We start from the raw sequence: 18,608 nt of genomic DNA on the forward strand, positions 1-18,608 counted from the left end.
ATCAGAGAGCCGTAAGGCTCCAAACAGGAGAGACCCGATGAGTAAATTCCTGGACCGGTTTCGCTACTTTAAACAGAAGGGCGAAACATTTGCCGATGGGCACGGACAGATTCTAGATACCAACCGGGATTGGGAAGATGGATACCGCCAGCGCTGGCAGCATGATAAGGTCGTTCGCTCTACGCACGGCGTTAACTGCACCGGTTCCTGCAGCTGGAAAATTTATGTCAAAAATGGTCTGGTCACCTGGGAAACCCAGCAGACAGACTACCCGCGTACCCGCCCAGATCTGCCAAATCACGAACCACGCGGCTGCCCGCGCGGTGCAAGCTATTCCTGGTACCTCTATAGCGCCAACCGTTTAAAATACCCGCTGATGCGTAAACGCCTGATGAAAATGTGGCGTGAAGCGAAAACGCTGCACAGCGATCCGGTTGATGCATGGGCGTCCATTATTGAAGATGCCGATAAGGCGAAAAGCTTTAAACAAGCGCGTGGTCGCGGCGGCTTCGTTCGTTCTTCCTGGCAGGAAGTGAACGAACTGATTGCAGCATCTAACGTGTATACCGTGAAAACCTACGGCCCGGACCGTGTGGCTGGCTTCTCGCCGATTCCGGCGATGTCGATGGTCTCCTACGCTTCCGGCGCGCGTTATCTGTCGCTGATTGGCGGTACCTGCCTGAGCTTCTACGACTGGTACTGTGACTTACCGCCAGCGTCTCCGCAGACCTGGGGCGAACAGACCGACGTTCCGGAATCCGCAGACTGGTACAACTCCAGCTACATCATCGCATGGGGCTCCAACGTTCCGCAGACCCGTACCCCGGATGCGCACTTCTTCACTGAAGTTCGCTACAAAGGTACCAAGACCGTGGCTATCACGCCGGACTACGCCGAAATTGCCAAGCTGTGCGATCTGTGGCTGGCACCGAAGCAGGGTACCGATGCGGCGATGGCGCTGGCGATGGGCCACGTGATGCTGCGCGAGTTCCACCTCGACAAACCAAGCCAATACTTCACCGACTATGTGCGTCGCTACACCGACATGCCAATGCTGGTGATGCTTGAAGAGCGTGAAGGCTACTACGCCGCTGGGCGTATGCTGCGTGCCGCAGACCTTGTGGATTCTCTGGGCCAGGAAAATAACCCTGAATGGAAAACCGTTGCGGTCAACACCCATGGCGACATGGTGGCTCCAAACGGGTCCATCGGCTTCCGCTGGGGCGAAAAAGGGAAGTGGAACCTGGAACAGCGCGACGGTAAATCCGGCGAAGAGACCGAACTGCAGCTTAGCCTGCTCGGCAGCCAGGATGATATCGCGCAGGTGGGCTTCCCGTATTTTGGCGGTGAAGGCACCGAACACTTCACCAGCGTTGAGCTGGAAAACATTCTGCTGCACAAACTGCCGGTAAAACGCCTGCAGTTGGCCGATGGTAGCACCGCGCTGGTGACCACCGTGTACGACCTGACCATGGCGAACTACGGTCTGGATCGCGGCTTGAATGATGAAAACTGTGCGACCAGCTACGATGACGTGAAAGCGTACACTCCAGCCTGGGCTGAGAAAATTACCGGTGTTCCACGTGCGCAGATTATTCGCACCGCCCGTGAATTCGCTGATAACGCAGATAAAACGCACGGCCGTTCAATGATCATCGTGGGTGCCGGCCTGAACCACTGGTATCACCTCGATATGAACTATCGCGGTCTTATCAACATGCTGATGTTCTGCGGTTGCGTCGGTCAGAGCGGCGGCGGTTGGGCCCACTATGTGGGCCAGGAAAAACTGCGTCCACAGACCGGCTGGCAGCCGCTGGCGTTTGCCCTCGACTGGCAGCGTCCGGCACGTCATATGAACAGTACTTCCTACTTCTATAACCACTCCAGCCAATGGCGCTACGAGTCCGTTACCGCGCAGGAACTGCTGTCACCGCTGGCGGATAAATCCCGCTACACCGGCCATCTGCTGGACTTTAACGTTCGTGCAGAACGTATGGGCTGGCTGCCGTCTGCACCGCAGTTAGGTACCAACCCACTGCGTATCGCTGACGAGGCGAAGAAAGCCGGTATGACGCCGGTGGACTACACCGTGAAGGCGCTGAAAGAAGGCACTATTCGCTTTGCGGCTGAGCAGCCGGAAAACGGTAAAAACCACCCGCGTAACCTGTTTATCTGGCGTTCTAACCTGCTGGGCTCTTCCGGTAAAGGCCACGAATACATGCTGAAGTACCTGCTGGGTACCGAGCACGGCATTCAGGGGCTGGATCTGGGCAAACAGGGCGGCCTGAAGCCTGAAGAAGTGGAATGGCAGGATAACGGTCTCGACGGCAAACTGGATCTGGTGGTCACGCTGGACTTCCGTCTGTCGAGCACCTGTCTCTACTCTGACATCGTGCTGCCAACGGCGACCTGGTACGAAAAAGACGACATGAATACCTCGGATATGCATCCGTTTATTCACCCGCTGTCCGCCGCCGTTGACCCTGCATGGGAATCGAAAAGCGACTGGGAAATCTACAAAGGTATCGCCAAGAAATTCTCCGAAGTGTGCGTTGGCCACCTCGGCAAAGAAACCGATGTGGTCACGCTGCCAATCCAGCACGACTCCGCCGCTGAGCTGGCGCAGCCGTTAGACGTGAAGGACTGGAAAAAAGGCGAATGCGACCTGATCCCAGGTAAAACCGCACCGCACATCATTCCGGTGGAACGTGATTACCCGGCGACCTACGAGCGCTTTACCTCCATTGGCCCACTGATGGAAAAAATCGGTAACGGCGGTAAAGGGATTGCCTGGAACACCCAGAGCGAAATGGATCTGCTGCGTAAGCTCAACTACACCAAGGCAGAAGGCCCGGCGAAAGGTCAGCCGATGCTGGATACGGCGATTGATGCAGCGGAGATGATCCTCACCCTGGCGCCGGAAACAAACGGCCAGGTGGCGGTGAAAGCTTGGGCGGCGCTGAGTGAGTTTACCGGTCGTGACCACACGCATCTGGCGCTCAATAAAGAAGACGAGAAAATTCGCTTCCGTGATATTCAGGCGCAGCCGCGCAAGATTATCTCCAGCCCAACCTGGTCTGGTCTGGAAGACGAACACGTTTCCTACAACGCAGGTTATACCAACGTCCATGAGCTGATCCCGTGGCGTACGCTGTCTGGTCGTCAGTCCCTGTATCAGGACCACCAGTGGATGCGCGACTTCGGCGAAAGCCTGCTGGTTTACCGTCCACCGATCGACACCCGTTCGGTGAAAGAGGTGATGGGTAAAAAATCTAACGGCAACCCAGAGAAGGCGCTGAACTTCCTGACGCCGCACCAGAAATGGGGCATTCACTCCACCTACAGCGACAACCTGCTGATGCTGACATTGGGTCGCGGCGGTCCGGTGGTATGGATGAGCGAAGAGGATGCCAAAGAGATTGGTATTGAAGATAACGACTGGATTGAAGTCTTCAACAACAACGGTGCGCTCACCGCACGTGCGGTAGTCAGCCAGCGCGTACCGGCCGGGATGACCATGATGTACCACGCGCAGGAACGTATCGTTAACCTGCCGGGTTCTGAAATTACCGGTCAACGCGGTGGTATCCATAACTCGGTGACCCGCATTACGCCGAAACCGACCCATATGATCGGTGGCTATGCACACCTGGCCTACGGTTTTAACTACTACGGCACCGTAGGTTCCAACCGTGATGAGTTCGTGGTGGTACGTAAGATGAAGAACATTAACTGGCTGGATGGCGAAGGCAATGACCAGGTACAGGAGAGCGTAAAATGAAAATTCGTTCACAAGTCGGCATGGTGCTGAATCTCGATAAATGCATCGGCTGTCACACCTGTTCAGTCACCTGTAAAAACGTCTGGACCAGCCGTGAAGGCACCGAGTACGCGTGGTTCAACAACGTAGAAACCAAGCCAGGTACCGGTTTCCCGACCGATTGGGAAAACCAGGAAAAATGGAAGGGTGGTTGGATCCGTAAGATCAACGGCAAACTGGTGCCGCGCATGGGTAACAAAGCGCTGCTGCTGGGTAAAATCTTCGCGAACCCGCATCTGCCGGGCCTGGATGACTACTATGAGCCGTTTGATTTTGACTATCAGACGCTGCATAACGCGCCGGCTGATAGCAAAGCGCAGCCGATTGCCCGCCCACGCTCGCTGATTACCGGCAAGCGGATGGACAAAATTACCAAAGGTCCGAACTGGGAAGACGATCTGGGCGGTGAGTTTGAGAAGCTGTCGAAAGACAAGAACTTCGAAAATATGCAGAAGGCGATGTACGGCCAGTTCGAAAACACCTTCATGATGTACATGCCGCGCCTGTGCGAGCACTGCCTTAACCCGGCGTGTGTGGCCACCTGCCCGAGCGGTGCTATCTATAAGCGTGAAGAGGACGGTATCGTTCTTATCGATCAGGATAAGTGCCGCGGCTGGCGTATGTGTATCACCGGCTGCCCGTACAAAAAAATCTACTTCAACTGGAAGAGCGGCAAGTCTGAGAAGTGCATCTTCTGCTACCCGCGTATCGAAGCGGGTCAGCCGACCGTGTGCTCCGAGACCTGCGTAGGTCGTATTCGTTACCTTGGCGTGCTGCTGTATGACGCAGACGCGATTGAGACTGCAGCGAGTACTGAGAACGAGAAAGACCTGTACCAGCGTCAGTTGGATGTGTTCCTCGATCCGAACGATCCGAAAGTCATTGAACAGGCGCAGAAAGATGGCATTCCACTGAGCGTTATCGATGCAGCCCAAAAATCGCCGGTTTACAAAATGGCGATGGATTGGAAGCTGGCGCTGCCGCTGCACCCGGAATACCGTACGCTGCCGATGGTGTGGTACGTACCACCGCTGTCGCCAATTCAGTCTGCGGCCGATGCGGGTGAACTGGGCAGCAACGGTATTCTGCCAGACGTAGAAAGTCTGCGTATCCCGGTTCAGTACCTGGCCAATCTGCTGACCGCAGGTGACACCCAGCCGGTGCTGCTGGCGCTGAAACGTATGCTGGCAATGCGTCACTTTAAACGTACGGAAACCGTTGATGGCGTTATCGATACCCGCGCGCTGGAAGAGGTCGGTCTGACCGAAGCCCAGGCGCAGGAAATGTATCGCTACCTGGCGATTGCTAACTACGAAGATCGTTTCGTGGTTCCAAGCAGCCACCGCGAACAGGCTCGTGAAGCGTTCCCGGAGAAAAACGGTTGTGGCTTTAGCTTTGGCGATGGCTGCCACGGTTCCGACACCAAGTTCAATCTGTTCAACAGCCGTCGTATTGACTCGGTGGATGTGAGCAGCAAAACGGAGCCGCACGCATGATCGAACTCGTGGTGGTATCTCGTTTGCTTGAGTACCCGGATGCTGCCTTGTGGCAGCATCAAGGTGAACTCTTCGATGCTCTGTCCTCGTCAGAGAAACTGGATAAAGCGGATGCCCAGGCTCTGGGCATCTTCCTGCGCGATTTAACCGCGCAGGATCCGCTGGATGCTCAGGCCGCGTACAGCGAACTGTTTGACCGTGGCCGCGCAACATCGCTGCTGCTGTTCGAACATGTGCACGGTGAATCCCGCGACCGCGGTCAGGCGATGGTGGATCTGCTGAATCAGTACGAGCAGCACGGTCTGGAGCTCGACAGCCGCGAGCTGCCGGATCACCTGCCGCTGTATCTGGAATATCTGGCGCAGCTGCCAGAGAGCGAGGCGATTGGCGGCTTGCAGGATATCGCGCCGATTCTGGCATTGCTTTGTGCTCGTTTGCAGCAGCGTGAAAGCGCCTATGCGGTGCTGTTCGAACAGCTGCTGAAACTGGCGAATAGCGCGGTTGACGAAGCGAAAGTGGCGGAAAAAATTGCGGACGAAGCCCGTGATGATACGCCACAAGCGCTGGATGCGGTCTGGGAAGAAGAGCAGGTGAAATTCTTTGCCGACCAGGGCTGCGGTGAGTCAGAAATCAGCAATCACCAGCGTCGTTTTGCCGGAGCCGTTGCCCCGCAATATTTGAATATCTCTAACGGAGGACAGCAATAATGCACTTCCTGAATATGTTCTTCTTCGACATCTATCCGTACATTGCGGGTTCTGTCTTCCTGATTGGCAGCTGGCTGCGCTACGACTATGGCCAGTACACCTGGCGCGCCGCATCCAGCCAGATGCTGGATCGTAAAGGGATGAACCTGGCGTCTAACCTGTTCCATATCGGGATTCTGGGGATTTTCGCCGGCCACTTCCTGGGGATGCTGACCCCGCACTGGATGTATGAAGCGTGGCTGCCGCTGGAAGTGAAACAGAAGATGGCCATGTTCGCGGGCGGCGCGTCCGGCGTGATGTGCCTCGTCGGCGGCGTGCTGTTGCTGAAGCGTCGTCTGTTCAGCCCTCGCGTGCGTGCAACCACCACCGGTGCCGATATTCTGGTGCTGTCGATTCTGGTTATCCAGTGCGCACTGGGTCTGTTGACGATCCCATTCTCCGCCCAGCATATGGACGGTAGCGAAATGATGAAACTGGTGAACTGGGCTCAGTCCGTGGTGACGTTCCACGGCGGCGCATCTCAGTATCTGGATGGCGTGGCGTTTATTTTCCGTATGCACCTGGTGCTCGGGATGACGCTGTTCCTGCTGTTCCCGTTCTCGCGTCTGGTTCACATCTGGAGCGTGCCGGTCGAATATCTGACCCGTAAATACCAGATTGTACGCGCGCGTCACTAAGAGGTGATGGCGTTGAGCTAAACCCTGCTTCGGCAGGGTTTTTTTTATGGGTGAGAGAAAATATTGTGTCGAATCAAAACCTCAGGGAGCGGCGTTGTATTTAATACGGGTCTTTATTTTGCTATTCAGGATGTGTTGTGGCGTTAAGAACGGTATTTATTCTTATGTGCGCGTTGCTGGGGGGCTTTCTCAGCGTAACCAGCCAGGCGAAAAGCGCGGGTATTTCGGAGAATCAAATTAAGCAGCGCATCATTGAAGAGTCAATTGCAGCCTATCCTGGAAATTGCCCATGCCCGTTTAATGCCATGCGTAATGGCCGCGCCTGCGGCGGACGAAGCGCCTGGAGCCGGAAAGGGGGATATTCACCCATTTGCTATAGCCGTGAGGTGACAGCCGAAATGGTGAAGCAGTGGCGCGCCGCTAGTGCGACCTGACCCCACTCGAATCGAACCTTGGTCAACGCTTCTCATCCTTCCCGCATGGGCAGAATATGAGGTAATGCGTATCGATTGGAGTGATGTGCTTTCTGAAGTGATGGTGGTGGGGGAAGGATTCGAACCTTCGAAGTCGATGACGGCAGATTTACAGTCTGCTCCCTTTGGCCGCTCGGGAACCCCACCAGGGGTAATTCAAATTGTCGGTAACGCTTGAGGAGATGGTGGTGGGGGAAGGATTCGAACCTTCGAAGTCGATGACGGCAGATTTACAGTCTGCTCCCTTTGGCCGCTCGGGAACCCCACCACGGGGCATTGCTTGGTTTTACTGGCCTGCTCCCTTACTCGGGAAGCGGGGCGCATCATATCAAATGACGCGCCGCTGTAAAGTATTCCTTTATCGAAAATGAACTGTTTGCGTACTTTTCATCCGTAACGGATTAAAGCTAATCAATTCATTTCGCTAGCGATTAAAGAATAATCGTCCGATTGCCGTAAACGAACACGCGTTGGGCTAATACCTGGTAAAGCGCACGGCTCAGCACGTTTTTCTCAACGTCGCGACCTGCTCGCATCATATCTTCCGCCGTATAGGTGTGATCGACGTGAATAACGTCCTGCATGATGATTGGACCTTCATCCAGGTTATCGTTCACGTAGTGCGCGGTGGCACCGACAATTTTCACGCCGCGTTCATAGGCCTGATGATAAGGGCGGGCGCCGATAAACGCCGGCAGGAATGAGTGGTGAATGTTGATAATTTTATTCGGGAAGCGGCTAACAAATTCCGGTGTGAGAACGCGCATGTATTTTGCCAGCACCACATAGTCCGGTTGATGCGCGTCAATGGCATCGGCCATCAGCTTATCGTGCTCCTCGCGCGCCAGGCCTTCGTGGCTGACCAACTGGAAAGGAATGTCGAAACGCTCAACCAAAGAACGCAGGGTTTCATGGTTGCCAATGACGGCCGCAATCTCTACGTCCAGACCACCATAGTTGGCTTTCATCAACAGATCGCCCAGACAGTGGGCCTCTTTGGTCACCAGAATGACGATACGGCGACGCCCGGCGGGAGTGAGCTCACGCACGGAACCTTCCGGCAGCGCGCTGTCTAAATCTGCGAGCAGAGTGGTGTCATTGAAGATCCCTTCCAGTTCGGTTCGCATAAAGAAGCGACCGGTGCGGTGATCGACAAATTCATTATTCTGCACGATGTTAAGTTCATGCTTGTAGCAGATGTTGGTGATACGCGCGATCAGGCCTTTCTGGTCAGGGCAGATGGTGCGCAGAACTTTTCGTTGAATGGAGTGCATTGCCGGGTAAATCCTGTTGATGATGTTTGCGAAGCTGTTATCGGGTCTATTGCCCGCAGCATTTTTTAAATTTCTTACCTGAACCACATGGGCAGGGATCGTTTCTGCCAATAATTGGCCGTGTACCTTCTATATAGTACCACTGCCCGTTTTCTTTTAAGAATCGTGAACGCTCAATGATGGCCCCGTTCTTGTTACCTTCACTAAAGCGGGCAACGAAACTGACGAACCCTTCATCAGGGCTGCGCCCCTCTTCCGTGGCGAAAACGGTCAGCCCGAGCCATTGGGTATGAGCAAAACCCTGTTGAATATCGGCGCGGAAAGTATCAGCCTGACAGGATGGATGCCAGGTCCTGACCAGATAATCTGCATCTTTCATGACGAAGGCGCAATAGCGGGAACGCATAAGGTGCGACGGGTCTGGAGCACATTCGTTGCCGGACAGATAACGATGGCAACATAGGCTATACTCGAGAGCGCTGCCGCATGGGCAAAGTTCTGACAAAGATGTCTCCCTGAATCGACAAATAATGGCGCAGTGACGCCTGATAGCACTATGGTAACCGAGCGCTGGCAATGATGCCACGCCAGAAGCAAGAGGACGTTCATCGGGAATAATGAGAAAAATCAAAATTGGCCTGGCGTTAGGTTCAGGGGCAGCGCGAGGCTGGTCGCATATTGGCGTCATTAAAGCGCTACAAAAGATGGGCATTGAGATTGATATTGTCGCGGGGTGTTCTATCGGCTCTTTGGTCGGTGCCGCCTATGCCAGCAACCGTCTTCCTGCACTGGAAAAATGGGTCTGCTCGTTTAGCTACTGGGATGTCCTGCGTTTAATGGATCTCTCCTGGCGACGGGGTGGGCTGCTGCGCGGTGAGCGCGTGTTTAATCACTACCGGCAGATAATGCCGAATGAGATGATTGAACAGTGCGAGCGGCGCTTTGCGGCGGTGGCGACTAATCTCAGTACCGGGCGTGAACTATGGTTTACCGAAGGGGATTTGCATATGGCCGTGCGGGCCTCGTGCAGCATTCCTGGGCTCATGGCGCCGGTGCAGCATAACGGTTATTGGCTGGTTGACGGTGCGGTGGTCAATCCGGTACCGGTCTCGCTAACGCGCGCGCTGGGCGCCGACATTGTGATTGCTGTCGATTTGCAACATGACGCACATCTTATGCAGCAGGATCTTCTGTCCGTCAATATACAGCCAGATGGCGAGATGAATGCATCAGCGGATGAGCTATCATGGCATGAGCGTCTGCGCACACGCCTGGGGCGCGTAGCGGCGCGTCGTTCGGTGGTAGCACCGACGGCGATGGAAATCATGACCACCTCGATACAGGTGCTAGAAAATCGGCTGAAGCGAAATCGTATGGCGGGCGATCCGCCGGATATCCTCATACAACCGTTTTGCCCCCAGATTTCGACTCTGGATTTTCATCGAGCTTCATCTGCAATAGCCGCGGGTCAACAAGCGGTTGAAAAAAAGACAGATGAGCTTTTGCCTTTAGTGCAAAGTTCCACTTAAGGTATTTTTTTCGACTACTTCAGCAAATTCTGAAAGGCGATTATCACAATAGCATGCCACTATTTACTTATCGTCGGGCAGGGGAGATATCATGACGCAGCCGTTGGCGGGAAAACAGATTTTAATTGTTGAAGACGAACCCGTTTTCCGCTCACTTATGGATTCATGGCTTTCGTCACTCGGCGCGAGCACTCTCCTGGCCCAGGACGGCGTCGATGCGTTAACGCAGATGGAAAATCAGAAACCGGATCTGATGATTTGCGATCTGGCGATGCCGCGCATGAATGGGCTACAGCTGGTTGAGCATCTGCGCAACGCCGGTGATACGTTGCCCATCCTTATCATCTCTGCCACTGAGAATATGGCGGATATTGCCAAAGCGCTGCGCCTTGGCGTCCAGGACGTATTATTAAAGCCGGTTAAAGATTTGAATCGGCTGCGTGAAACCGTTCTGGCGTGCCTTTATCCCAATATGTTTAATTCCCGCGTGGAAGAGGAAGAGCGGTTATTTGAGGACTGGGATGCGCTGGTAAACAATCCGGCAGCGGCGGCAAAATTGTTACAAGAGCTACAGCCGCCGGTGCAGCAACAAATATCGCATTGCCGTATAAATTATCGTCAGCTCATGGCGGTTGATGCACCGGGACTGGTGTTGGATATAGCGCCATTATCGGAACATGATTTAGCCTTTTATTGCCTGGACGTGACGCGCGCCGGTGATAACGGTGTATTGGCCGCGTTATTACTGCGGGTACTCTTCAATGGTCTGTTGCAAGAACAATTGTCTCATCAAGGCCAGCGACTACCAGAATTAGGGAGCCTGTTAAAACAGGTTAATCAGCTACTGCGACAGGCTAACCTGCCCGGGCAGTTTCCGTTACTCGTCGGTTATTATCACAGCGGGTTAAAAAATCTCATTTTGGTTTCGGCAGGACTCAACGGGACATTAAATACCGGTGAACATCAAATCCAAATAAGTAATGGTGTGCCGTTAGGCACGCTGGGAAACGCTTATCTCAACCAAATAAGTCAGCGCTGCACATCATGGCAGTGCCAGGTTTGGGGAAATGGTGGCCGTTTACGCTTAATGTTGTCTGCAGAATGAGCAAACGCATTTTTTTATAGGGATAGCTTTAACGGCTTATCGGCCGTGGTGATACTATCTGCAAATTGATGTGGATATACTCGTCATGCTTCAGCTTGCTGGTGTGTTGACCCGACCCAATATGATCGTTGCGGTGTATAACGAGGTATCCGGGGAATTGGGAAGCGCTCCTCCTTCAGCTCAATGTCTTCGACTACGAGTATAAATCTTAATTCGAGGTCAACGTGTCCTTTTCAGAGCAGCCTCATAGGGTTGTAATGATATACTCGATGCGTACTTAATTAACGAGCAAGTTCAAAGTTTGAACAGTTCAGGAGATTTGAATGGCTGCCCTAAATTCGAAAGTAAGAAAGGCTGTAATCCCGGTTGCGGGATTAGGGACGAGGATGTTACCTGCGACGAAAGCAATTCCTAAGGAAATGCTGCCGCTGGTGGACAAGCCTTTAATTCAGTATGTCGTGAACGAGTGTATTGCCGCTGGTATCACGGAAATTGTACTGGTTACCCATTCTTCCAAGAATTCCATCGAAAACCACTTTGATACCAGCTTTGAGCTTGAAGCCATGCTGGAGAAGCGCGTTAAACGTCAGCTTCTGGAAGAAGTACAGTCTATCTGCCCGCCGCACGTGACCATTATGCAGGTACGTCAGGGGCTGGCTAAAGGGCTTGGACATGCGGTGCTGTGCGCGCACCCAGTTGTCGGCGATGAGCCGGTCGCGGTCATTCTGCCGGACGTTATTCTTGATGAATATGAGTCCGATCTGAGCCGTGACAACCTGGCTGATATGATCGCGCGATTTGACGAAACAGGCGCTAGCCAGATTATGGTTGAGCCGGTCGCAGACGTGACTGCGTACGGTGTTGTGGACTGCAAGGGCACGGCCCTGAACCCAGGTGACAGCGTACCGATGGTCGGTGTGGTTGAGAAACCGAAGGCTGACGTCGCGCCATCTAACCTTGCCGTTGTCGGCCGTTATGTTCTGAGTGCGGAAATCTGGCCTCTGCTGGCCAAAACTCCTCCAGGAGCGGGCGATGAAATCCAGTTAACTGACGCTATCGATATGCTTATCGAAAAAGAGACGGTTGAAGCGTACCACATGAAAGGCAAAAGCCATGACTGCGGTAATAAACTGGGTTATATGCAGGCGTTTGTCGAATACGGTATCCGCCACAATACGTTGGGTGAAGATTTCAAAGCCTGGCTGCAAGATACTCTGGGCATCGCAAAGTAATTTAGCGACGGCCACTAAAACCGGGGAAACCCGGTTTTTTTATATCTCAATAACGGCAATGGATAAAAAACGTACTTTTTTGGACGGGAAAGTTATCACAGGTTGGGGAACATTCAGATATAAAAAATCCCGCCGTAGCGGGACTTTCGCGAAGCGTTAGGATTAATCCTTGATCAGGAAATCGTCCAGAGATTTACCCTGTTCGTCCATCGCTTTTTTGATTACAGCTGGGGTACGGCCCTGGCCAGTCCAGGTTTTGGTTTCGCCGTTTTCGTCAACATAGCTATATTTAGCCGGACGTGCAGCGCGTTTAGCTTTGGTGCCAGTTTTAGCAGCCGCCATGCTATTCAGCAGTTCGTTCGGATCAATACCGTCAGCAATCAGCATTTCGCGATATTGTTGCAGTTTACGAGTGCGTTCTTCGATTTCTGCAGCTGCAGCGTTATCTTCTTCGCGGCGTTCGTTAACAACAACTTCTAATTTTTCCAGCATTTCTTCAAGCGTTTCAAGGGTGCATTCTCTTGCCTGCGCACGAAGAGTACGGATGTTGTTCAAAATTTTAAGTGCTTCGCTCATTGTAGTAATCTCAAACTTATATTGTGGGGTGGTTTGTTGTTGTAATAATAGAGCGATAAAATGAGTTGTGCAATAGGGAAGAATGTAAGGAATTCAAAATAACGTGTTATTTGGTGCTGTTATTAATATTTATAAGTTAAATTGTCCGCAACGATACTGAACCTGGTAGACCTTATTGTCGTGCAGAGAAACGAGATAACATGCGGTATGCCGCCGGGCGCCTGCCCATAAATATACTCCGTATGGATAAATATCAACCTTATGTATTACCCAGCGGTTGTTCATTTTGTGCTTCGTTTTATAGCTTGTGAATCGTTACGTCCCTCAACCACTTTGCGTCCCGCCAGGCTTACTGTATCGATTGCCTTAACTACTGCTTATCTATTTACCTTCATACCTGTACGGGTAAATTGTCGCACTATGATAACAATGTTCAATGCCTGGACGGGCAATACAGTGCGGTTAATGATGGACTGCAGCGCTAAGGCCATAGTTATGACGATGTTATTTCAGCCGGAAACTGTTTAATTTACAGATAACAAAGGTCGGTATATCGCTACACAAATTGGTATCGGTCACATTTTTTATGTCGGATTCATTAAAAATTTCAACTATTCATCATGCTCGCTATTTTATCGCATTACTCAGGAAAACCGCGCAGTTTGGCCGAGTAAAGAAACAAAATACTTCAGGTATATGATGATGTTAACCGTAATTAGCGTTAAATATAATCGGTACGCAAATAGCGTGCCGATTATTATCGGAAGACGCTGGACGCGTCTGGTCAACGGGGAAGGGATGCGCAGCATATGTTCATACACAATGGGGAGTGACGCAGGAATCAGGGACGGAAAATATGTTACACTGCGGGCCGTTTAAAAAACGCATTGATTAGGATCTCTCAGCCAATGGCACAACTTTATTTCTACTACTCAGCGATGAATGCAGGGAAGTCGACGGCCCTGTTGCAGTCGTCATACAATTACCAGGAGCGCGGTATGCGCACCATCGTTTATACCGCTGAAATAGACGATCGCTTTGGCGCGGGTAAAGTCAGTTCCCGTATTGGTTTGTCATCACCGGCAAAACTGTTTAATCACGACAGTAATCTGTTTGAGGAAATTCGCGCGGAGAACGCGCGTGAGCCGGTTAACTGTGTGCTGGTCGATGAATGCCAGTTCCTGACGCGTGAACAGGTCTATGCGCTTTCTGATGTGGTCGACAACCTTGATATCCCGGTATTGTGCTACGGGCTGAGAACGGATTTCCGCGGCGAGCTGTTCGGTGGTAGCCAGTATTTACTGGCGCTGTCAGATAAGCTGGTGGAATTAAAAACGATCTGCTTCTGCGGCCGTAAAGCCAGCATGGTTTTACGTCTCGATCAGGAAGGGCGGCCGTATAACGAAGGTGAACAGGTCGTTATTGGCGGCAATGAGCGTTATGTATCGGTGTGCCGCAAACACTACAAAGAAGCGCTGGAGAAGGGTTCTCTGACCCTGATTCAGGATACACATCGCCAAGCCTGCCGTTAACTCCCATCGTCTCCTGACGCGTTTCCTGCCCCTTGCATACGGCTAAGGGGTAGGGATGACGCTCCGCTATGTTTCGCACTCTTTTTCTCTGTTGTTTACGCCATAAAAAAAGCCCCATCTAAGATGGGGCTTGATATATTCACTGTTCAGCAAAGTTGAAACGAATTATTTCTTCGCTTTTTTCTCTGCTTTAGCTGGTGCTGCTTCTTTCTTCTCTTCTGCAGCGCCTTCAACGTATTCACGACCGTAGAAAGTATCCAGCAGAATCTGTTTCAGTTCAGCAATCAGTGGGTAGCGTGGGTTTGCACCGGTACACTGGTCATCAAACGCATCTTCAGACAGTTTGTCGACATGCGCCAGGAAGTCAGATTCCTGAACACCCGCTTCGCGGATTGACTTAGGAATACCCAGGTCCGCTTTGATTTCGTCCAACCAGCCCAGCAGTTTCTCAATCTTAGCTGCAGTACGGTCGCCCGGTGCAGTCAGACCCAGATGGTCAGCGATTTCAGCGTAGCGACGACGAGCCTGTGGACGGTCGTACTGGCTGAATGCAGTCTGTTTGGTTGGGTTGTCGTTCGCGTTATAGCGAATAACGTTGCTGATCAACAGGGCGTTCGCCAGACCGTGAGGAATGTGGAACTGAGAGCCCAGTTTGTGAGCCATTGAGTGACATACACCGAGGAAGGCGTTAGCAAACGCGATACCGGCGATGGTCGCTGCACTGTGAACACGCTCACGAGCTACCGGGTTCTTAGAACCTTCATGGTAGGACGCTGGCAGGTTTTCTTTCAGCAGTTTCAGCGCTTGCAGAGCCTGACCGTCAGAGAACTCGGAAGCCAGTACGGAAACGTAAGCTTCCAGCGCGTGAGTCACGGCATCCAGACCACCGAAAGCACACAGTGACTTCGGCATATCCATGACCAGGTTGGCATCGACAATCGCCATGTCTGGAGTCAGCGCGTAGTCTGCCAGAGGATATTTCTGACCTGTTGCATCGTCCGTTACTACCGCAAATGGCGTCACTTCAGAACCGGTACCGGAAGTGGTGGTGATCGCTACCATTTTCGCTTTCACGCCCATTTTCGGGAACTTGTAGATACGCTTACGGATGTCCATAAAGCGCAGCGCCAGTTCTTCGAAGTGAGTTTCTGGGTGCTCGTACATAACCCACATGATTTTGGCAGCATCCATTGGGGAACCGCCGCCCAGCGCGATGATCACGTCTGGTTTGAAGGAGTTCGCCAGGTCTGCACCTTTACGTACGATAGTCAGCGTTGGATCAGCTTCAACTTCGAAGAACACTTCAGTTTCAACGCCAGCCGCTTTCAGAACAGAAGTAATCTGGTCAGCATAGCCGTTGTTGAACAGGAAGCGGTCAGTCACGATCAGCGCACGTTTGTGACCATCGGTAATCACTTCATCCAGCGCGATTGGCAGTGAGCCACGACGGAAGTAGATAGATTTCGGAAGTTTGTGCCACAACATGTTTTCAGCTCGCTTAGCAACGGTTTTCTTGTTGATCAGGTGCTTAGGACCAACGTTTTCAGAGATGGAGTTACCACCCCATGAACCACAACCCAGAGTCAGGGAAGGTGCGAGTTTGAAGTTATACAGGTCACCGATACCACCCTGAGAAGCCGGGGTGTTGATCAGGATACGCGCGGTTTTCATCAGTTGGCCGAAGTAAGCGACGCGTTCTGGCTGGTTATCCTGGTCGGTGTACAGGCAAGAGGTATGACCGATACCGCCCATGGCAACCAGTTTTTCCGCTTTATTGACTGCATCTTCGAAGTCTTTCGCGCGGTACATCGCCAGAGTTGGGGACAGTTTTTCGTGTGCAAACGGTTCGCTTTCGTCAACAACCTTCACTTCACCAATCAGAATCTTGGTGGTTGCTGGTACGGTGAAGCCTGCCAGTTCAGCGATTTTATGCGCCGGCTGACCAACGATAGCGGCGTTCAGACCGCCGTTTTTCAGGATGATATCCTGAACGGCTTTCAGCTCTTTGCCCTGCAGCATGTAGCCACCGTGGCTAGCAAAACGTTCACGAACGGCGTCGTATACGGAGTCAACGACAACAACGGACTGCTCGGAAGCACAGATGACGCCGTTATCGAAGGTTTTTGACATCAGTACCGATGCAACAGCACGTTTGATATCAGCGGTTTCATCGATAACAACAGGGGTGTTACCTGCGCCAACGCCGATAGCGGGTTTACCGGAGCTGTATGCTGCTTTAACCATGCCTGGACCACCGGTCGCGAGGATCAGGTTAATGTCAGGGTGGTGCATCAGCGCGTTAGACAGTTCAACGGAAGGTTGATCAATCCAGCCGATCAGATCTTTTGGTGCGCCAGCGGCGATTGCAGCCTGCAGAACGATATCGGCAGCTTTGTTGGTCGCATCTTTCGCACGTGGGTGTGGAGAGAAGATGATGGCGTTACGCGTCTTCAGGCTGATCAGCGATTTGAAGATAGCGGTAGAAGTTGGGTTAGTGGTTGGTACGATACCGCAGATGATACCAATAGGTTCAGCGATGGTGATGGTACCGAAGGTGTGGTCTTCAGCCAGCACGCCACAGGTCTTTTCATCTTTATAGGCGTTGTAGATATATTCAGACGCGAAGTGGTTTTTGATCACTTTGTCTTCAACGATACCCATGCCAGATTCGGCAACGGCCATTTTTGCGAGAGGGATTCGAGCATCTGCAGCGGCCAGGGCGGCAGCGCGGAAGATTTTGTCAACTTGCTCTTGAGTGAAACTGGCATATTCACGCTGGGCTTTTTTTACGCGCTCTACGAGTGCGTTAAGTTCAGCGACATTAGTAACAGCCATAATGCTCTCCTGATAATGTTAAACTTTTTTAGTGAATCATCTGCTCGACAAGTCAGTATAGACAAATCACCTGCAGCTGGTGAAAAAGTTAAGAAAACAAAGTGTTATTCACAAACTGATTCACTGATTTACTAAAAGAGCTTCGATTTAGCCAAGGAGCCTACCTTTAGAGATACGCCTTTTTTGTCTGGCTGAATCCCTTTCGGTGTAAGCAGATTACCCACTTCTGAGTACGATTTACGTGATCTAAATCAAATCTAGGCCAAGCTGACACCTTTCAGCAGGGGGCTTTTAGTAAAACATGGAAACTGTTAATCAATCGTGAGTTAGGACGGGTGAGACATTAGCATAGTTTACACAAATCTATAACACTCTGTTTTAACCCTCTTTTTATGGATAATTCAGATGAAGACTGCTAATAAAAAGGGTATTGTCAGCGCGTTTCGCGGTTTGTTGTTCGTCAACTACAACTTTTAATGGTTCTTCGGGGTTCATGTGATTCAAACGCTGTTTGATTTTCCTATCTTCTTTAAGTTCTTTATCGGGCTTTTTGCGCTGGTTAACCCGGTGGGGATCATTCCGGTCTTTATTAGTCTGACGAGCTACCAGACGGCGGTGGTGCGCAATAAAACCAACCTGACCGCCAGTTTGTCGGTGGCCATTATTCTGTTGACCTCGTTATTCCTCGGCGACTTTATTCTGCAACTGTTCGGTATTTCCATTGATTCCTTCCGTATAGCCGGCGGGATCCTGGTGGTGACGATTGCAATGTCGATGATCAGCGGCAAGCTGGGGGAAGACAAACAGAATAAACAAGAGAAATCAGAGACCGCGGTACGTGAAAGCCTTGGTGTCGTTCCTTTGGCCTTGCCATTGATGGCAGGACCAGGGGCCATCAGTTCCACCATCGTTTGGGGGACGCGCTATCACTCCTTCTCTTATTTAATCGGTTTTTCCATCTCTATTGCGCTGTTTGCGGCGTGCTGCTGGGGAATTTTCCGTATTTCCCCGTGGCTGGTGCGTATGCTTGGGCAAACGGGCATTAACGTGGTCACGCGAATCATGGGGCTTTTACTGATGGCATTGGGCATCGAGTTTATTGTCACCGGCATCAAATCTATCTTCCCTGGCCTTGTAGCCTAATTACAACCGCGCGCAACAGGAGGCGTATTCCTTTGCGCGCCGTTAATATCAGAAAAACCTATCCCTCGGTCACTGCCCCGACGCAGAGATAATCAATTCGAATGATTTAAAAAAATCACTAACTATCAATAGAATGCGCTATTTTCACGATTCTTTGATACGTCGCTTAAATGTTATTTCCGTCACACGATACTCTGGGGCTTGCCGTT

Annotated in this window: 14 protein-coding genes and 2 tRNA genes; 10 read left to right on the forward strand and 6 right to left on the reverse strand. The window is 51.9% G+C overall.

Annotated elements, in window-relative coordinates:
• Positions 1–37 precede the first annotated feature (37 nt).
• From KCR01S_RS06570 to KCR01S_RS06590, 5 genes are all read left to right on the forward strand, one after another.
• Positions 38–3,781, forward strand: coding sequence for a nitrate reductase subunit alpha (locus KCR01S_RS06570; protein WP_061281355.1), 3,744 nt, complete (start codon positions 38–40; stop codon positions 3,779–3,781).
• On the forward strand, positions 3,778–5,316 hold the full coding sequence (narH, locus tag KCR01S_RS06575; RefSeq protein WP_061281357.1) for a nitrate reductase subunit beta: 1,539 nt from the start codon (positions 3,778–3,780) through the stop codon (positions 5,314–5,316). The genes KCR01S_RS06570 and narH overlap by 4 nt, the downstream gene beginning before the upstream one ends.
• Positions 5,313–6,023: a nitrate reductase molybdenum cofactor assembly chaperone gene (gene narJ / locus KCR01S_RS06580; protein ID WP_061281359.1), complete on the forward strand. Its 711-nt coding sequence runs from the start codon at positions 5,313–5,315 to the stop codon at positions 6,021–6,023. Before narH ends, narJ begins: the two co-directional genes overlap by 4 nt.
• Positions 6,023–6,700 (forward strand): respiratory nitrate reductase subunit gamma, encoded by a 678-nt coding sequence (gene narI / locus KCR01S_RS06585; protein ID WP_061281361.1) that lies wholly within the window; start codon positions 6,023–6,025, stop codon positions 6,698–6,700. Before narJ ends, narI begins: the two co-directional genes overlap by 1 nt.
• Positions 6,701–6,864: 164 nt before the next feature.
• Entirely contained in the window at positions 6,865–7,134 is a 270-nt protein-coding gene (locus KCR01S_RS06590; protein WP_061281363.1) for a hypothetical protein, read from the forward strand.
• Positions 7,135–7,235: 101 nt separating this feature from the next.
• Here the strand turns inward: KCR01S_RS06590 and KCR01S_RS06595 are convergent.
• The 4 genes from KCR01S_RS06595 to KCR01S_RS06610 all read right to left on the reverse strand — a co-directional run bounded on the left by KCR01S_RS06595 (position 7,236) and on the right by KCR01S_RS06610 (position 8,952).
• Positions 7,236–7,320: transfer RNA gene (locus tag KCR01S_RS06595), tRNA-Tyr, on the reverse strand.
• Between the two features lie 36 nt (positions 7,321–7,356).
• A tRNA-Tyr gene (locus KCR01S_RS06600) sits at positions 7,357–7,441 on the reverse strand.
• Between the two features lie 163 nt (positions 7,442–7,604).
• On the reverse strand, positions 7,605–8,447 hold the full coding sequence (purU, locus tag KCR01S_RS06605) for a formyltetrahydrofolate deformylase (RefSeq protein WP_061281365.1): 843 nt from the start codon (positions 8,445–8,447) through the stop codon (positions 7,605–7,607).
• Between the two features lie 46 nt (positions 8,448–8,493).
• The gene (locus KCR01S_RS06610; RefSeq protein WP_061281368.1) at positions 8,494–8,952 is read right to left on the reverse strand and encodes a YchJ family protein; all 459 of its coding nucleotides are present in this window, start codon (positions 8,950–8,952) and stop codon (positions 8,494–8,496) included.
• 112 nt (positions 8,953–9,064) lie between these two features.
• Here KCR01S_RS06610 and rssA point away from each other — a divergent pair, with 112 nt between their 5' ends.
• The 3 genes from rssA to galU all read left to right on the forward strand — a co-directional run bounded on the left by rssA (position 9,065) and on the right by galU (position 12,313).
• On the forward strand, positions 9,065–9,976 hold the full coding sequence (gene rssA, locus KCR01S_RS06615; protein ID WP_061281370.1) for a patatin-like phospholipase RssA: 912 nt from the start codon (positions 9,065–9,067) through the stop codon (positions 9,974–9,976).
• Positions 9,977–10,067: 91 nt separating this feature from the next.
• The gene (gene rssB / locus KCR01S_RS06620; protein WP_061281373.1) at positions 10,068–11,081 is read left to right on the forward strand and encodes a two-component system response regulator RssB; all 1,014 of its coding nucleotides are present in this window, start codon (positions 10,068–10,070) and stop codon (positions 11,079–11,081) included.
• Positions 11,082–11,404: 323 nt separating this feature from the next.
• A complete protein-coding gene (gene galU / locus KCR01S_RS06625) occupies positions 11,405–12,313 on the forward strand; it encodes a UTP--glucose-1-phosphate uridylyltransferase GalU (protein ID WP_061281375.1) in 909 nt (302 codons plus the stop codon).
• A 162-nt stretch (positions 12,314–12,475) separates the two neighbouring features.
• On the opposite strand, the gene hns is transcribed toward galU, so the two are convergent.
• Positions 12,476–12,889 carry a histone-like nucleoid-structuring protein H-NS gene (hns, locus tag KCR01S_RS06630; protein ID WP_052284405.1) on the reverse strand — a complete coding sequence of 138 codons (414 nt, stop codon included), beginning with the start codon at positions 12,887–12,889 and terminating at the stop codon, positions 12,476–12,478.
• A gap of 908 nt (positions 12,890–13,797) precedes the next feature.
• On the opposite strand from hns, the gene tdk reads away from it, so the two are divergent.
• Positions 13,798–14,421, forward strand: a complete 624-nt coding sequence (gene tdk / locus KCR01S_RS06635) for a thymidine kinase (protein WP_061281377.1) — start codon at positions 13,798–13,800, stop codon at positions 14,419–14,421.
• A gap of 165 nt (positions 14,422–14,586) precedes the next feature.
• Here the strand turns inward: tdk and adhE are convergent, their stop codons facing one another.
• Positions 14,587–17,256 (reverse strand): bifunctional acetaldehyde-CoA/alcohol dehydrogenase, encoded by a 2,670-nt coding sequence (gene adhE, locus KCR01S_RS06640; RefSeq protein ID WP_061281378.1) that lies wholly within the window; start codon positions 17,254–17,256, stop codon positions 14,587–14,589.
• 495 nt (positions 17,257–17,751) lie between these two features.
• Here adhE and KCR01S_RS06645 point away from each other — a divergent pair, with 495 nt between their 5' ends.
• Positions 17,752–18,399, forward strand: a complete 648-nt coding sequence (locus tag KCR01S_RS06645; protein ID WP_061281380.1) for a YchE family NAAT transporter — start codon at positions 17,752–17,754, stop codon at positions 18,397–18,399.
• Positions 18,400–18,608 lie beyond the last annotated feature (209 nt).

This window comes from Kluyvera cryocrescens NBRC 102467 (assembly GCF_001571285.1).
Classification (GTDB): Bacteria; Pseudomonadota; Gammaproteobacteria; order Enterobacterales; family Enterobacteriaceae; genus Kluyvera; species Kluyvera cryocrescens.

Coding starts and splice junctions, on each gene's coding strand:
- KCR01S_RS06570 (WP_061281355.1), top strand. CDS start 38: ATGAGTAAATTCCTGGACCGGTTTCGCTACTTTAAACAGAAGGGCGAA.
- narH (WP_061281357.1), top strand. CDS start 3,778: ATGAAAATTCGTTCACAAGTCGGCATGGTGCTGAATCTCGATAAATGC.
- narJ (WP_061281359.1), top strand. CDS start 5,313: ATGATCGAACTCGTGGTGGTATCTCGTTTGCTTGAGTACCCGGATGCT.
- narI (WP_061281361.1), top strand. CDS start 6,023: ATGCACTTCCTGAATATGTTCTTCTTCGACATCTATCCGTACATTGCG.
- KCR01S_RS06590 (WP_061281363.1), top strand. CDS start 6,865: ATGTGCGCGTTGCTGGGGGGCTTTCTCAGCGTAACCAGCCAGGCGAAA.
- purU (WP_061281365.1), bottom strand. CDS start 8,447: ATGCACTCCATTCAACGAAAAGTTCTGCGCACCATCTGCCCTGACCAG.
- rssA (WP_061281370.1), top strand. CDS start 9,065: ATGAGAAAAATCAAAATTGGCCTGGCGTTAGGTTCAGGGGCAGCGCGA.
- rssB (WP_061281373.1), top strand. CDS start 10,068: ATGACGCAGCCGTTGGCGGGAAAACAGATTTTAATTGTTGAAGACGAA.
- galU (WP_061281375.1), top strand. CDS start 11,405: ATGGCTGCCCTAAATTCGAAAGTAAGAAAGGCTGTAATCCCGGTTGCG.
- hns (WP_052284405.1), bottom strand. CDS start 12,889: ATGAGCGAAGCACTTAAAATTTTGAACAACATCCGTACTCTTCGTGCG.
- tdk (WP_061281377.1), top strand. CDS start 13,798: ATGGCACAACTTTATTTCTACTACTCAGCGATGAATGCAGGGAAGTCG.
- adhE (WP_061281378.1), bottom strand. CDS start 17,256: ATGGCTGTTACTAATGTCGCTGAACTTAACGCACTCGTAGAGCGCGTA.